This is a genomic window from Ruegeria sp. A3M17 (assembly GCF_003318255.1).
Taxonomy (GTDB): Bacteria; Pseudomonadota; Alphaproteobacteria; order Rhodobacterales; family Rhodobacteraceae; genus Ruegeria.
In genome coordinates, this window is the sequence record NZ_QOCF01000002.1 from 105,501 (window position 1) to 120,362 (window position 14,862).

The following is a 14,862-nucleotide window of genomic DNA, read 5'->3' on the forward strand; positions in this document are numbered from 1 at the left end:
TGCGGATCCCGGAAACTGCAAAGTTTGGTTTGGATGTCCGCTTCGGGCTGTCAATGGTCGCCATCCATGGCGCAGAGAACGGCAGCGGATAGACGCAGATGATCCTGACCTGCTGACGGTTACCAGGTTGAGTTTGGGTCAACTTTGAACAGATGCTCCATGAACACTCGGGTGACCGCCTGTAGGTTGTCCGGGCGGGCGTGGTCGCGTTGCAGTTCCGCGGGAACGACGTTCCAGGTGATCGGCTCGACGCCGGCTTCGATCATACGACGCTTACCGTTTTCATGGCTTAACTGCGAGATTGAGCCGACGGCGTCCTCGGGCACGTAAACATCATAACCAGATTTCTCGGCTTCAATCGCAGGGTATGCCAGGCATACGTCGGTCCAAAGGCCACCCATGATAAGCTTCTTCCGCCCGGTTGCTTCCACGGCAGCAACAATCTCGGGCTCTTTCCAAGCGTTCACATTGGTCCGGTCAATGAATACAGCTTTTGGAGGCAGCTCCTTAAGTTCCTCGATCATCGGATCATAGCCATTCAAGCCGACGGCAACATGGCTGAAGACGACCGGGATGTCATAAATAACCGCAGTCTTGATCGGGCCAGTGGCGTTGTTGATCAGTTCTTCGTGGTCGATATTCTTTACCCCAGCCAAAATCGGCAGCTGGTAGTCGATAAGGATCAGCGCCGAGTTGGTTGCTGACAGAAAAGGGTCTTCGTCAGCGGCCCGCACCGGCGTGCCCTGATAGTCCTCAGGGTAGTTAGCGACACCATCCACTGTTTTGATCACTGGAGTTTCCGCCATTGCGGGCAGCGCCGTTGCAGCAATTGTCAAACTTAGGGCTGTTGCAAGGGATCTGAGGTGGAGGATTTCTTCAAGATGCGGGACATTGCGTCTTATCCGGTGGGCCTTGCTATGGGTGAGGTTGGTATATCAGGCGACGATGCATTCCAGCGCTACGCAGCCGTCAGCATGCCAAGTCTTGAAAAGGTAGGAGGCCGTTTTCTACTGGTTGCACCTTTCAGCACTATGTTCATCGGGGTCGCTGAAGATTGGGATCTGGTCGCAATCGGGTCAAATCTAAACGCCGATGCGCTGCTGTCACTTTTTGATTTGAAGGACTACCGCGAAACCTACTATCACCGGACTGCGGCCTGCCGCGATCAAAAAGTGTCACTCCGCATTGGTTAGGCCATAAAGAACTAAAATACGGTAAATCCACGCAAAATAAGCTACTTATCGAAACCAAACTTGAACATGATCGACGACAAAAGCTTGCATGAACGGTAGCTAAGATTGGCGAAGCCGGCTCTGTCCGCATCTTTCGACTTCGTACGCGGCGCAGCGAAGGGATGTTCTCGTTCGGAGTGATGCGAAAACGACCCTTTTCGTGGCAGTTTTGACGGGGTTCCAAGTGCTTGATTTCGCTAGTGCTGGACTGCCGCAAAAACCTAGTGCAAAATGAATCCGTCAAAATTGGCCATGCACGAGTATCTACCGACGGACAGAACCTCTACCTACAAGTCGAGGCTCTGACCGAACCCGGAAGCGATCATATCATCCCCGATCAGGCAAAGCGGCGCAACAGCTGCTGAGAGCCGCGCCGGTTTTGCCGAAGCGTTGGAACTGCTTGGCAAAGGTGATCTTCTGGTGGTCTGGAAGCTTGATAGGATAGGGCGGTCCATCGCAGATCTCATCCACATTCTGAAGCTTTTCGGAGATCGCGGAATCGAGTTCCGGAGTCTGACAGACGGGATCGATACGACGACCGCAGGCGGCCAGTTGGTTTTTCACATTATGGGGGAGTGAGCGATACCTGAACCGCGACTATTGTTGAGGTCAGGGTAGGGGTCTCAGCGCAATTCCTCCATCATCTTTTCGCGGAAGACCTCGGCCGGTGTTTTCCATCCGAGGCATTTGCGAGGCGTGTTGTTTAGGCGGTCACAGATCGTTCTCAATTCGTGATCTGAGACTGCCGTGATGTCGCGCTTGCGGGGAAGCCATTGCCGAACCCTGCGGTTGGTATTCTCGACGGTGCTTTTTTGCACGGTGATGAGGGATCACAGAACCACGTTTGCGTTCGGATCTCGGCCTGAAGGTGCGGCCAACTCACGAACTCGGTGCCGCGGTCAAAAGTGATGGATTTGCGCGCCAGGTGGGGCAGATAGCGGACAGCATTCTTGATCTTGCCCATGACTGGTTTCGTCCGCTTGTTCGGGTTCTCCAGCAGCACTGTGAACCGGCTAATGCGCTCGACTAGCGACGTAACATTCAACTGGCCAAGCACCTGCTTGAATAGCATCAAATCGCCTTCCCAATGCCTAAAATGGCGGCGGTACGCGACATCATCCGGTCGATTCAGAATGCTGAAATCACGGTCGAACTTGGGGGCCCGACGTTTTCTGGCACGGCGCGGCCAACGACACATTCTGTACGCAGGCAGATACCACCAAAGTTCTTCGGCCAAACCTTCCTGAGAATAGATATAACGATAGATCGTTTCCTGACGCACGCGCACCATGGCGCCTTCATAGATTATCCGATTGCCGATCTGTTCCGGTGTCCAACCATTCTTCAGCGGCTCAACAACGCACTCACGCAATTGAGGATAACGGATCAGCTTGCGTTGTCGGGCACGCCGATCTGCGGCTTTCCGATGAGCGGATGCGCCGTAATATCCATCGCATTTAGGCAGACAGGGATCCGAAAAGTAGTTCCGTTTGAGCTCACGATGGATGGTTGCCTTCGAGCGCTTCAACACGCGTGCCATCTCTCGGTCCGGGACTCTTGCTTGCCGCCAACGTTCAATTCTACGGCGTTCTTCGATGCTGAGTTACGAATACACTGTGCTCTTGCCATGATCTCCTCATTAGATAACTCATTGGCTTCTAACAGGAGTCACACTTGGAAATAGCGCGCACCCTCAACAGCGATATGTTGCAACCAAGTAGAAATGTCACCGGGTTTGCAATGGAGAAGTGTCACCAAGAGCACGGGCGGTAGCAAGGCTTGGCAGCCCGGAGACCTCAAATATGGCAGGGCTGAAAAGCCTTGCGGAGACTATTTGCCTGAACTGTCGTAGATGTCGAAATCGATTGTCAGACCTCGTTCAGCAAGCCTTTGCAACGTCTCGTTCGATAGGCTGACACCTTCATTGCCTTCTTTCATGAACAGGCCGCAGAAGATGTCCGCCCGATATCGTGAGGTGAGATTTTGCCAGATGTTCATGTCATCGGTGAGCCGATCTAGAATCTCTGAAATCTGATCGTCAAAGTCGCCAGGTCCACGCCGCTCGGCACTCAGTCGCCAGCCACCGCCTCGGGCAATTCGCTTTTGCCCCGTTACTTTGCCAACAATCTCTTCGCCTTTCCTCTCGGATTTGGTTGGCGGGCACCCGAGCAGCTTGGTGAGTTCATCGTGGTCCAGATCATCACCAAAGAACCGAAGGGATGCGGCTGAACCGCTCAATGCAGCCATGAATTCTCTCTCAATAAATATCTCAACATCAGTAAGTTATTCCGCCGCCTGCACAATCGTCTTTTTGGCGCGTGATCCGGAGGGACGGCCGGGCTTTCTGTCTCGCGGTTTATAACCCATCTTCTCGGAGTTTGTCCTGACCGGATATTTAGGTGGCGCCTTGTCCTGGATGTCCTTGATATGCGCCAGCACCGCGCCGAGGCGTTTGTTCTCTGTGATGGCCGCGTGAGTGACGCGCTGGTCCATGTCGAAGATGCTATAGGGCAGGGTGCGGCCTTTCCAGCGCACCTCGAACCGGCCGTCGACAAAGGCATAGGTGTCCACGTATTTGCCGACGAGGTCGCGCGTGATGTCACTCCCTTCCAGCATGATCCGTTTGCGGTCATAGGAGAACGTGAGTTGCTTGCCGACATAGCGGTTCTCACGCCAGCACAGCACATCCGCGAGCCGATCCGGTTCGACATTGAGAGCGCGGTGCAGGTTGTAGGACTTGGATGGAGTCCTTGCGAACTTGGCGTTATAACGCCCCTTGAACCCTTGCAGATAGGCGTTTCCGGCCTTCATGTCAGAGATGCCGGCAAGGCGCAGTTCCTTGACCAGACGATCTTGCAGCGTCCGGTTCGCACGTTCAACACGCCCCTTGGCCTGAGAGCTGTTTGCGCAGAGAATCTCGATGTTCAACTCGTTTAACGCCCGGCCGAACTGGGTCATGCGCGCGCCGCCCCTGGCATCTTCCTCGGCCACACGGAACACCGTGTGCTTGTCGCTGTAAAACGCCACCGGGCGACCATGCTGAACTAGGTAGCCCTCGAGCGCTTCGAAATAACTGAACGTGCTCTCAGATTTGACGAAGCGCAGTTCCATCAAGGTGCTGGTGGCGTCATCGATGAAGACGAGCAGGGTGCAGGGATCGCCCCGATCCTCGAACCAGCGATGATCCGAGCCGTCGATCTGGATGAGCTCGCCAAAACACTCCCGGCGCAGCCGCGGCTGATGAAACGTTCGACGCTGCTTACGCGACAGCCAGAGGCCATCTTCCTGCATCCATTTGCGAACCGTCTCGCGCGAGACCTTGAACCCGTGATGTTCTGCCAGCATCTCAGCTGCCAGTGTGGGCCCGAAATCCGCGTAGCTCTCCTTGATCAGTGCCATCGCATAATCGCGCTTGGCCGCCTGGATCCGATTGTTCGGCGGGCGTCCGCGCGCATTGTGCCTGATCGCAGCTGCACCGTCCTGGCGGTACCGCTTCAACAGCCTGAAAATCTGCCGCCGCGTCAGATCCAGCATGTTCGCCGCATTATCAACGCTCAGCCGACCATCATCGACCTGCACCAAAACATCCACACGATACAACACGCGCTCGCTCATCATCACACATCCCAGCTCGTCCTCATCTTGTTTTGAGGGTAGAGTGACACTTCTGCTTTGCTCATAAGTGACATTTCAGCTTTGCGGTTACATTCAAAAGTCGTGTAATCAGTCTTATGTTAATAATTCTGTGTTTGAGTTGTCGCCAAGTTAGAAAATCAACGCCGGATACCTGCAAGGTTGACCCACGCGAATTCATCTACCATCCTATTTGCGTATAGCTTGTTGTATTGTGCTAACCTGCACGTTTTTTTGGCAAGGTCGATGAAATGACCGAGAATTCACAAAAGACCTACGTGCATGACACCCACCGTCTGCGCGACCCCGCGCACACCTTAAGCATCGTGCAACCATTTCTTCGGGAAATGGGCATAACTCGGATCGCGAATCTGACCGGCCTGGATCGGATTGGTTTGCCTACCGTCATGGTTGCTCGTCCCAATTCCCGATCTGTTGCGGTGTCACTTGGTAAAGGACTGTCACTGCAGGCAGCACAAGCTTCAGGCGTTATGGAGGCGATCGAATCCTGGCATGCCGAACGTGTGCGGCTTCCGCAACGGCTTGCCAGATTTACCGATTTGGCTGATGAAGCGACCGTTGTGGATGTGGAGCGATTGCCTAAGGTCACCGGCGCGCAGTTTGATCCCAACGGCAACATGCTGTGGGTAGAAGGCCGGGATTTGAAAAGCCAACATGCCTGCTGGGTTCCGCTTGAGATGGTGGACACTGACTACACTTCCGCTCCACTCGCCGGACAACGCGCCTTTCCCAGAACAACAAACGGTTTGGCTTCGGGCAATAATGATGCCGAAGCCAGTTGTCATGCGATTTGCGAATTGATTGAGCGCGATGCAACGACGCTGTGGTCTCATCAAACCACGACCGCGCGCGTTGATCTCGGCACTGTCGACGACCCACGATGTCAGGCGGCCATTGAAAAAATCACCGGCGCAAATCTGGAGATCGGGCTGTGGAACACCACGTCGGATATCGGAATTGCCAGTTTTCGCTGCGTGATCTGTGAGGCCGGCGGGCAGCCTGGTCACATCGGCATCGGCGACGGATGCCATCCGGATCGTGCAATCGCGTTGCTGCGCGCGGTGACAGAAGCTGCTCAGACCCGGCTGACCTATATCTCGGGCGCCCGCGATGATCTGGATCCGGCAGAATTCACTGACCAGGCGCAAACGGATCGGTGTAGATATGTGCGGGATCTGATCGATCGTGCCCCTCTGACAGAGAATTTCCAGGACTGCCCGACGCATTCAACCAAGACATTCGAGGATGACCTGGCTTTGCTGCTGAACAGGTTAGAGACCGTCGGGATTTCTCAGGTGGTGATCGTGGACTTGTCTCGGCCGGAATATGATCTATCGGTTGTTCGGGCGGTCATACCGGGCTTGGAAGCACCACATGACGATGCGGATTATGTACCGGGCCTAAGAGCACTGCAGATCAGGCAGGAAACCGCATGACCGTCGTCGTATTTGTGGGCCCTACCCTGCCGGCACAGGAAGTCACAGCACAATTGAATGCCGCGATTCTGCCCCCTGTTCAGCAGGGTGATGTTTATCGTGCAGCAAAGGACCAACCGCACGCCATCGGGATCATAGATGGGTTCTTTGAAGGTGTGCCCTCGGTCTGGCACAAGGAAATCTTGTGGGCGATGGAACAAGGGATACCGGTCTTTGGCAGCGCCAGCATGGGCGCACTGCGTGCCGCGGAACTAGCCGATTTTGGAATGATCGGTGTTGGCGGGATCTTTGAGGACTTCCTCAGCGGCGTTTTGCAGGATGACGATGAGGTCGCGGTTCTGCACAGCCCGGCAGAGCTGGGGTTTCAACCGCTCAGTACACCGATGGTGTCTATCCGAGCCACAGTCAAACAGGCGCAAGCCCAGGGGATTTTGCCTTCTGAAAGCGTCGCCACCATCCTAGAGCATGCGAAATCCAGACACTATCGGCACCGCATCTGGCAGAACATCGGCAAAGAGTTAAGCGACCTGCCCGGAATAGCGGCCTTTTTAGATTGGCTGCCCGACGGCCAAATTGATGCCAAGGCAGATGACGCCCGGGCGATGCTGGCCCTTATGGCGGATTGCCTGTCGCAGGGCACCCTACCCCCAAGTCCTGTAACGCGGACCGAACCAACATTGGTGTGGAAACAGTTGCGCAACCGCATCGACACCAACGAGGCCAGGAACCACGCGGTGATCGACGAGTTGAGGTTAGACCCGGAACTGTACGCCGAATTGCGCAACCGCGCAGTGCTGAGCGTGATGGCACAGGAAGAAGCCGCCGAGCAGGATCGGCAACCTGATCGTGAAGACCTGATCCTGCAGATGACGGACCATAGGGCCAAAGCTGAATTGTCTCATAAAACGCATTTGATGGAATGGCTGGCCGCCAATGATCTGAACCTTGTGGAATATGAGGACATCCTGGCGGATGCCGCCCGGATCGATGCGACGGTCGCCGCGCGTTTGACCCAGTTAGATGGGCCATTGCTGGCCGAACTGAAACGAACCGGAAAGTATATCGATCTACGGGAACGGGCGGCCGCCAAGGAAAAGGCTGCGATTGTGAATGGGCAAATTTCGGGCGCAGATCGTCTGCGAATGGTCGTGTGGTATTTTGAAACGCGCCTTGATCGGGAAGTGCCGGATAACCTGGACAGCTATGCGACCTCGCTTGGCCTATCTGGGCGCGCGGAACTTGGTGCGTTGATCGAAGCAGAGTATTTGTTTTGCCACAGGAGTGCCTGTGCGGACGTCCCAAAAAGCAAGGTGACTTCCGCCCGGCACGAGGGGTCGATTGATGAACACACATGAGACTGTAAGCGACGAAGAACCCGGAACACGGTTCCTGCTGTATCCGCAATCACCTTTTCTGGAACCAGGCGCGCAACCGGAGCTTGTCGAAATTTCGGCTCCGCAAGGCAGTATCGGGCCGGGACCGTCCGGACCGCGCATGTACACCGTCAATCCTGTTGGCAAAACCACACCTTACGGTGCCATCGTTCCGGGTCCGAATGGACCGGGCATGTATCTGCCGCCATGGGACGGGTACATTCAGCCGCCCGCAATGCCCGATGAGTTTGGAAATTTTTTTCATATTGCCCCAACTGACCCCGCATTTGAGGCGGCACATTTGTTCGGGTCGGCCCATTTCACAATGGATGTGTGGCAAGGGTATTTTGATCGACCAATCCCGTGGCATTTCGCGCCCGATTTCGACCGGCTTGAACTGTCCCTGCTACCAAGTCTGGACAACGCACATATTGGCTGGGGGTTTCTGGAAACGGGCGGCACACACGAACATGGAGATGAGTACCGCCCATACAGCCTGAACTTTGACGTTGTCTCCCATGAAATTGGACATGCCATTATTTATAGCGTCATTGGTATGCCGTCAGACGGGGATGCGTCGGGCGAATATTACGGATTTCACGAGTCCGCTGCCGATATGGTCGCCCTTCTTGCGTCGCTGCATTTTGGTTCGGTTGTTGACGCACTGTTAAAAAACACGCGGGGCAACCTGTACACATTCAATCGTCTGAACCGGTTTGCCGAACTGGGGGAAAACGCGCAAATCCGAATTGCCGCCAACACACGGTCCATGTCAGAGTTTGCGGCCGGATGGACCAGCGAACACGATCTCTCCGAACCGTTGACCGGAGCGATGTTCGACATTTTCGTAGACATTTATCACGAGCGCCTGCTGCTGCATGGACTGATCTCACCCGAAGAAGAACATCTGTCCGATCAGCTAGAAGACTCTCCGGATTACAGCGAAGTCATGCAGGGTGTGTTTGATGCCCGTTATGCCGAAAACCCCGAAGGTTTCCGGATTGCTTTGCTTGAGGCGCGCGATTTTCTGGGAACCTATCTGGCCGACAGTTGGGAGCGGCTGGATGCAGATATGCTCAGCTATTTCGGTGTTGAAAAGGCCCTGTTGGCGGTTGATCAGGAAATCACTGGCGGTGCGTTTCGCAACATCATCGAAGGCAACTTCCGCATGCGCGATATTGGTCTGACATCTGCCGGTCCACGTCTTCCCGATCCCGAAGAAGACAGCCACTCGGCCTCGGTTCGCACGCAGGTGCCAGGGTAACTTGCAAATTCCTTTATTTTTAAACGGTTTTATGGCATGCAATCGGAAGAAGTTTATTGGAACGCATTTGCTCGAATATTTTTCGAGTTTATTTTGAGGGGGAGATGAGGGTTCTGGCTTCGTCGATCCCATAATTGGGAGAGAGAGATATGCCTGAATCCTTGCTCAGTTTTTCTGAAGTGTTGATATATGGTCGTGAGCTCGAAGATTTAGAGTACAAACGTATCCCGTCCGGTGGCAAGGGCGACAACAAGCATCTCGACAAGCAATTTGCGATTGAGAAAGGCGAAAAAGGACCTCGGTTCGCCAAGATTTATGGCTTTGCCTTTGAGGGCACTTATTACGATATGCCGGAGCCGGTGATCTTTCTGGTTCATGGCAAAGGTGAGCTGGTTGCTGATCCCGATAAGCCTGCAGACGACGCATCCCGAGCGCCGCAAGACCCGAGTATTGGCGGCGTCGCAGCGGCCGACTATCAGGTCGCCGATGGTATCCGCGTCTGGCGATACGACAAATCTGACCAGACCATGCGTATGGACGTGATGACCGGCCAGTTCGAACAAGTCCTGCTGGACATCTATTTCGGCTTTGACAGCCCGGCTATCAGCGGTGCCAAAGTCAGTGGCGCGAAAGTAAGTGGGGCCAAGGTCAGCGGTGCCAAAGTCAGTGGCGCGAAGGTGAGCGGTGCCAAAGTCAGCGGCGCAAAGGTACGCGGCGGCGACTAAATCCAGTTTTCGAAAGTAAACTCAGGGGCACCGGAACGCGGTGCCCCTTTGCGTTTTAGAACCCGGCCTTTTTTAGACCTTCCACAAAGTGCTGCGTATCTTCCTCTAGCCGATCCGGTTGAACGGTTGTCCACCGGGCCAGCGAAAAGTTCGGATGCGCCTCGCGGTGCTTTTCCCTTATCAGGCGGGCCATGTCCGTTTGACCCAGCTGAGCATAACTTGCGGCCAGCATACGCTGCCCCTCGGTCGGATTGTTCATCTTGTTGACCGTCTCAATGACATCCTCATACCGTCTAAGGTTGTAATACGCTCCGCCCAGGTGCCAAAGGTATTGATCCGGGAAATAGGGATTTAGACGCATTGCTTGCTGAAGATGCGTTATGGCTGTCTCGTTGTCACCCGAATGGGCAAGAGCATCGGCAAAGTCGGAATGCATATCCGCGTCATTTGGGTTTAACGCCAGCGCCCTCTGATAGGATTGGATGGCTGCGTCATGCTCTTTGCGGTAAAGGTGCACATAGCCCAATTCGCCGAAACCACGCGCGTCGGTCGGGTCCAGCTCAATCGCGCGCTGCGCCAACATCAGCGCCTTTTCCAGCGATTGTGACGGCTCTTCGGCCCAGGAATAACGCCAGTCGATATTTAGAGTTCGCGACAGCGCTGCTGCAGCACGGGCATATCCTTCGTCCCGTTCAAGGGCTGATTGATAGAAATTCTGTGCCTTGCGGTTGTCGTTTCGGGTATATTTGAAGATGTGGTGCTGGCCTTGCAGGACCGAACCATAGGCCTCAAGATCGTTTGGAATCGCCTGAATCATGCGCTGCTTTTCATGCGACTCGATCATCACCGCAGTGGCCGCCACAATGCACTCTGTGACCTCATCAAGAATGTCGAAAATATCGTCGATCTTGCGATCGAACCGTTCGCCCCAGATCGTGCGCTCGGTGTTGGCATCAATCAACTCGGCGGAAATCCTGATCCGACTGGCTGACCGACGTACACTGCCGCGCGCGACATAGCGGACGTTCAGCTTTTGCGCGGCCTCTTTCGGAGGCATCGACTGTGTCCTGAAGAAAAATGACGAGTTCCGGGCGATGATAAAAAGGTTCCGGAATTTGGACAGATTCATGATGATGTCATCCGTCAGACCTTCGGCAATCCAGCTGTCGGACTCATCGCCGCCAGAGCTGCTGAACGGCAGAACGGCCACCGACGGCGTATCCGGCCGTTCGAATATGTCGCCTTTCAGATCGGGGCGCATCGTGCCGGCCATGGTCGCGCCGGCCACTTCGCTGCGGACACAGTAGGTCGAGACAGGCGTCAGAATGTTTTTGAGCTGTTTTGGCCCCAGAAACTCGTACCCAAAGCGCAGGCGATTGCAGACCTGATCATACACGGCAGAGCTGACATAGACCCGTTCAGGCTCGGCTATCTCTTGCAACCGGGCCGCGATATTGACGTTGTCGCCATGAATGCCCCGCTCGTCTATCAGTATCTCACCAAGGTGAATCCCGGCCCGGAACTTGATTCGCTGATCCTGCGCGCGAGTTTTATTCTGATCGCTTGCGATTTGATGCAATTCGACCCCGAATTCCACCGCGCTGGTGGCAGTTTCGAACAGGGCCAAAATCCCGTCCCCACGTACCTCAACCACTCGGCCGTTGTATTTTGCGCACGAGGTTTCAAGCAAAGAAATCAATGCTTTCAATTCATTATAGGTATCCAGCTCATTCTCGCTCATAAGCCGGGAGTATCCTACGACATCAGCGAACAATACTGCGCCAAGCCGTTGTGTAATTGGAATGTCAGAAATTGTCGTACTCACAAGTGTTACTCTTTTTTCGGATTCATAGCGGACCCGTAACCAACATATATCAAAAAACGTTTTTGACGACCGAAGCAGTTTTGATCGGAACTGATCACACCTTTGCGATCTGAGGCGGCCATGACCAGGCGGCGCAATCATTCGGCCCCAATGTCACGATCGGATTCGCATCCAGTTCTTGTGCCAGAACGTTTCGGCGAACCATCCACTCGGATTTCAGAATGCCCACAACAACCATATCCTGAAACTCACCTTCAGCGAACCACGCTTGACGCATCGTCCCTTCAATCTGGAATCCTATCTTGGCAACAAGATCACGGCTGTGATGATTGTCCTCACGATAATAAGACGTTATGCGGTTCAGCCCCAGCTGTCGAAATGCCAGATCCAGCACCAAAGCGGATGCCCGAAGCCCTACGCCAGATCTGCGCATTGCCTTGTTGACAAAAACCGCAACCACTGCATCGCGATTGATGTTCGAGATAGACTCGAGCCCGGCCAGCCCAACTGCCTCACCTGCGGACGACTCGACGATAAACCAACATTTGCGGCTGGCATCGGAAGACGTAAATGAATCTCTCCAAAATTCTTCGGCATGCGATGTATTGAGGGGCACGCGCGTCGTACGATCGAAACGCGCAAGGTCTTCGACGTCCTGAAACCAACTCAGAACGGAATCCAGATCTGCCCTTTCCATCGGACGCAACCTGAACGTGTTTTGTGAATTGTTGCTCACGATAAATAGTACCTTTGAAAGAAATCAGTAAAATCTGTTGGGACACTAGCACAAAAATCTTTGAATTACGAAATGAGATTACAGTATCCCTGCCTCTCTGATAAAATAACTGCAAGATTTGAGTTTTTGATGCGGTGGGTCAATAAGAGTGCGGTGAGTGGCGGTTTGTCCCGGTCAAATGCAACATGAATTTCACATCCACACCTCTGATTGCTAATGATGGCCCAGGATGCTTTGGGCAGAGAGAAAACCATCGATGAAATTACTGCGGTTTGGCCCCAAGGGCGCGGAAAAGCCTGGTCTTTTGGATGCCAAAGGCGCAATTCGCGATTTGTCGGGCGTGGTTGATGATCTCACAGGCGAGTCGCTTGGCGATGAGGTTCTGGACCGATTGCGCGGGTTGGATACAGAAAGCCTGCCTCTGGTGGATGGCCAGCCGCGGATTGGCCCCTGCGTTAGTCAGGTCGGCAAGTTCGTCTGCATAGGTCTGAATTATGCCGATCACGCGGCCGAAAGCGGGATGGAGCTGCCGTAGGAACCGGTGATCTTTTTAAAGGCGACATCAGCCATCATTGGCCCCAACGATACGGTCGAAATCCCACGCGGGTCGGTCAAAACAGATTGGGAGGTGGAACTGGGTGTAGTGATCGGGAAAGAGGCTAAATACGTCTGGGAATCCGAAGCCTTGAACCATGTTGCCGGTTATTGCGTCGTCAACGACATATCAGAGCGCGATTTCCAACTGCTCCGTTCGGGCCAGTGGGTCAAAGGTAAATCCGCCGATACGTTCGGCCCTATAGGTCCATGGCTTTTGACACGGGATGAAGTGTCCAATCCGCAGGATCTGCCGATGTATCTTGAGGTGAACGGGCAACGGTTTCAGGATGGATCGACCAGAACAATGCATTTCAGCGTCGCGGCGGTGATCTCTCATCTGTCGCAGTTCATGTCGCTACAGCCGGGAGATGTGATTTCGACAGGCACCCCTCCGGGCGTGGGCATGGGCCAAAATCCGCCGACCTATCTAAAACCAGGCGACAGGATGGAGCTGGGCATCAAAGGCTTGGGCGTGCAACGGCAGAACGTTGTGCAGGGCTGAGCCCCTTGTTTGTGCAATTGCCACAATTTCCCGCAACAGACAGAGGGCTGAAAAGTCACTCGGGCCAGGGCAGTGAATAAGTTTTGACGTTGGTGAAGAATTTCATCGCCTCGATCACGCCTTCCTTGACACCGTTGCCGCTGTCCTTGATGCCGCCAAAAGGAGACATTTCGATCCGGTAGCCGGGCTGTTCCCAGATGTTGCAGGTGCCGACGTTCAATCCGTTGATGTAGGAAATCGCCCGGTTCAGATCGTTAGTACAGACACCCGCCGACAAACCAAATGCGGTGCCGTTTGAGATCTCCATGACTTGCGCATCGTCATCTGGAACACGAACGATTGGCACGATTGGGCCAAATGTCTCTTCCATTACCAACTCGCTGCCATGGGGCACCTTGTCGACGACGATCGGTGGCAACAGTGCACCGACGCGACCGGGGTGATAGAGGATTTCCGCGCCCTCTTGTGCAGCCTTCAGCACGCGGTTTTCGAACAACTCGGCGACTTGTGCGTGGATAACGCAACCCAATTGCGTTTCCGAGTCCAGAGGGTCACCAAACCGGATCGCCTTGGCCTTTTCCAGGACAAGTGGCACAAATCTATCTGCCACACTTTCCTGAACCAGAATGCGTTTAATCGCGGTGCAGCGTTGCCCCGAATTCCCTGTGGCCCCGGCCACAGCTATGCTGGCGGCCTTGTCCAGATCGGCGTCATTCAGATCATTCAGCACGATCAGAGGGTCATTGCCGCCCAATTCCAGTGCCTGCCGTTTGTAACCGGCCTTGGACGCGATCATCTTGCCCACCGGCACACCGCCCGTGAAGGTGACTATGTCGATGTGTTCATTGGTGATCATCTCATCGCCGATATCTCTCGGCCAACCTGTCACGACCTGAAACATTTCGGGCGGCAGCCCTGCCTCGTACAGTATGTCCGCCAGCGTCAAGGCCGTCAGTGGGGTCAGCTCGGTCGGTTTGCAGACCATGCAATTATTGGTGGCAATGGACGGCGCAATCTTGTGGCTGACCATGTTCAGAGGGTGATTGAACGGTGTAATCGCGCTGATGGTTCTGACCGGCTCGCGTTTGGTGAAAATTTTGCGCGCCTTGCCGTTGTGGGTCAGATCACACGAGAAAACCTCACCATCATCCTTCAGCGCCTCGGAGGCAGCGAACTGAAAAACGTCCTGCGCGCGCTTGGTTTCATAGATCGAGTGCTGATGACAGATGCCAAGCTCAAGCGTCAGCCATTTTGCGAGGTATTCGCGGTTTTCACCAATCAACACGCCGGTGCGCCGTAAAATCTCGCCGCGTTCGTAACGCGTCAATTTGGGCGTGTAATTTGCGGCGATCCCAAAGGCCTTGCGTGCATGTTCAGAAGTGCCAGCGGGGACGGTACCAACAACCTCACTCGTGTAAGGGTAGTGGACGGGGATTTTAGTATCGGTAAAGATAATCTCGCCGCCAATACGCATACCTTCGTTGCGGATACCGGATGTGTTCATGATACCGTCCATGA

Annotated in this window: 13 protein-coding genes and 2 pseudogenes; 7 read left to right on the plus strand and 8 right to left on the minus strand. The window is 54.4% G+C overall.

Annotated elements, in window-relative coordinates; all coding sequences use genetic code 11:
* Nucleotides 1-119: 119 nt before the first annotated feature.
* Nucleotides 120-806: an isochorismatase family protein gene (locus DS906_RS00665; protein ID WP_113788344.1), complete on the minus strand. Its 687-nt coding sequence runs from the start codon at nt 804-806 to the stop codon at nt 120-122.
* Nucleotides 807-863: 57 nt separating this feature from the next.
* Here DS906_RS00665 and DS906_RS00670 point away from each other — a divergent pair, with 57 nt between their 5' ends.
* Nucleotides 864-1,193, plus strand: a complete 330-nt coding sequence (locus tag DS906_RS00670; protein WP_113788345.1) for a hypothetical protein — start codon at nt 864-866, stop codon at nt 1,191-1,193.
* Between the two features lie 429 nt (nt 1,194-1,622).
* Nucleotides 1,623-1,811 carry a recombinase family protein gene (locus DS906_RS22675; protein WP_369933845.1) on the plus strand — a complete coding sequence of 63 codons (189 nt, stop codon included), beginning with the start codon at nt 1,623-1,625 and terminating at the stop codon, nt 1,809-1,811.
* A gap of 145 nt (nt 1,812-1,956) precedes the next feature.
* Here DS906_RS22675 and DS906_RS00680 read toward each other — a convergent pair whose 3' ends face one another.
* The 4 genes and pseudogenes from DS906_RS00680 to DS906_RS00690 all read right to left on the minus strand — a co-directional run bounded on the left by DS906_RS00680 (nt 1,957) and on the right by DS906_RS00690 (nt 4,862).
* Complete coding sequence (locus DS906_RS00680) at nt 1,957-2,772, minus strand: IS30 family transposase (RefSeq protein ID WP_233494638.1); 816 nt, start codon at nt 2,770-2,772, stop codon at nt 1,957-1,959.
* Nucleotides 2,773-2,829 (minus strand): annotated as a pseudogene (locus tag DS906_RS22680) (hypothetical protein); the annotation flags it as partial.
* Between the two features lie 233 nt (nt 2,830-3,062).
* Complete coding sequence (locus tag DS906_RS00685) at nt 3,063-3,479, minus strand: DUF4279 domain-containing protein (RefSeq protein ID WP_113788347.1); 417 nt, start codon at nt 3,477-3,479, stop codon at nt 3,063-3,065.
* A 36-nt stretch (nt 3,480-3,515) separates the two neighbouring features.
* Complete coding sequence (locus DS906_RS00690; RefSeq protein ID WP_113788348.1) at nt 3,516-4,862, minus strand: ISNCY family transposase; 1,347 nt, start codon at nt 4,860-4,862, stop codon at nt 3,516-3,518.
* Nucleotides 4,863-5,116: 254 nt separating this feature from the next.
* Here DS906_RS00690 and DS906_RS00695 point away from each other — a divergent pair, with 254 nt between their 5' ends.
* The 4 genes from DS906_RS00695 to DS906_RS00710 all read left to right on the plus strand — a co-directional run bounded on the left by DS906_RS00695 (nt 5,117) and on the right by DS906_RS00710 (nt 9,684).
* On the plus strand, nt 5,117-6,322 hold the full coding sequence (locus DS906_RS00695) for a YcaO-like family protein (protein WP_113788349.1): 1,206 nt from the start codon (nt 5,117-5,119) through the stop codon (nt 6,320-6,322).
* The gene (locus DS906_RS00700; protein WP_113788350.1) at nt 6,319-7,677 is read left to right on the plus strand and encodes a TfuA-like protein; all 1,359 of its coding nucleotides are present in this window, start codon (nt 6,319-6,321) and stop codon (nt 7,675-7,677) included. The genes DS906_RS00695 and DS906_RS00700 overlap by 4 nt, the downstream gene beginning before the upstream one ends.
* The gene (locus DS906_RS00705; RefSeq protein WP_113788351.1) at nt 7,664-8,959 is read left to right on the plus strand and encodes a hypothetical protein; all 1,296 of its coding nucleotides are present in this window, start codon (nt 7,664-7,666) and stop codon (nt 8,957-8,959) included. The genes DS906_RS00700 and DS906_RS00705 overlap by 14 nt, the downstream gene beginning before the upstream one ends.
* 149 nt (nt 8,960-9,108) lie before the next feature.
* A complete protein-coding gene (locus DS906_RS00710; protein ID WP_113788352.1) occupies nt 9,109-9,684 on the plus strand; it encodes a pentapeptide repeat-containing protein in 576 nt (191 codons plus the stop codon).
* Between the two features lie 55 nt (nt 9,685-9,739).
* Here DS906_RS00710 and DS906_RS00715 read toward each other — a convergent pair whose 3' ends face one another.
* Together DS906_RS00715 and DS906_RS00720 are read right to left on the minus strand one after the other, a co-directional pair.
* The gene (locus DS906_RS00715) at nt 9,740-11,509 is read right to left on the minus strand and encodes an adenylate/guanylate cyclase domain-containing protein (protein WP_255415353.1); all 1,770 of its coding nucleotides are present in this window, start codon (nt 11,507-11,509) and stop codon (nt 9,740-9,742) included.
* A 94-nt stretch (nt 11,510-11,603) separates the two neighbouring features.
* A complete protein-coding gene (locus DS906_RS00720) occupies nt 11,604-12,245 on the minus strand; it encodes a GNAT family N-acetyltransferase (protein ID WP_233494640.1) in 642 nt (213 codons plus the stop codon).
* Between the two features lie 256 nt (nt 12,246-12,501).
* On the opposite strand from DS906_RS00720, the pseudogene DS906_RS00725 reads away from it, so the two are divergent.
* Nucleotides 12,502-13,344, plus strand: a pseudogene (locus DS906_RS00725) (fumarylacetoacetate hydrolase family protein).
* A 55-nt stretch (nt 13,345-13,399) separates the two neighbouring features.
* Here DS906_RS00725 and phnY read toward each other — a convergent pair.
* Nucleotides 13,400-14,860 (minus strand): phosphonoacetaldehyde dehydrogenase, encoded by a 1,461-nt coding sequence (phnY, locus tag DS906_RS00730; protein ID WP_233494641.1) that lies wholly within the window; start codon nt 14,858-14,860, stop codon nt 13,400-13,402.
* Nucleotides 14,861-14,862: the final 2 nt, after the last annotated feature.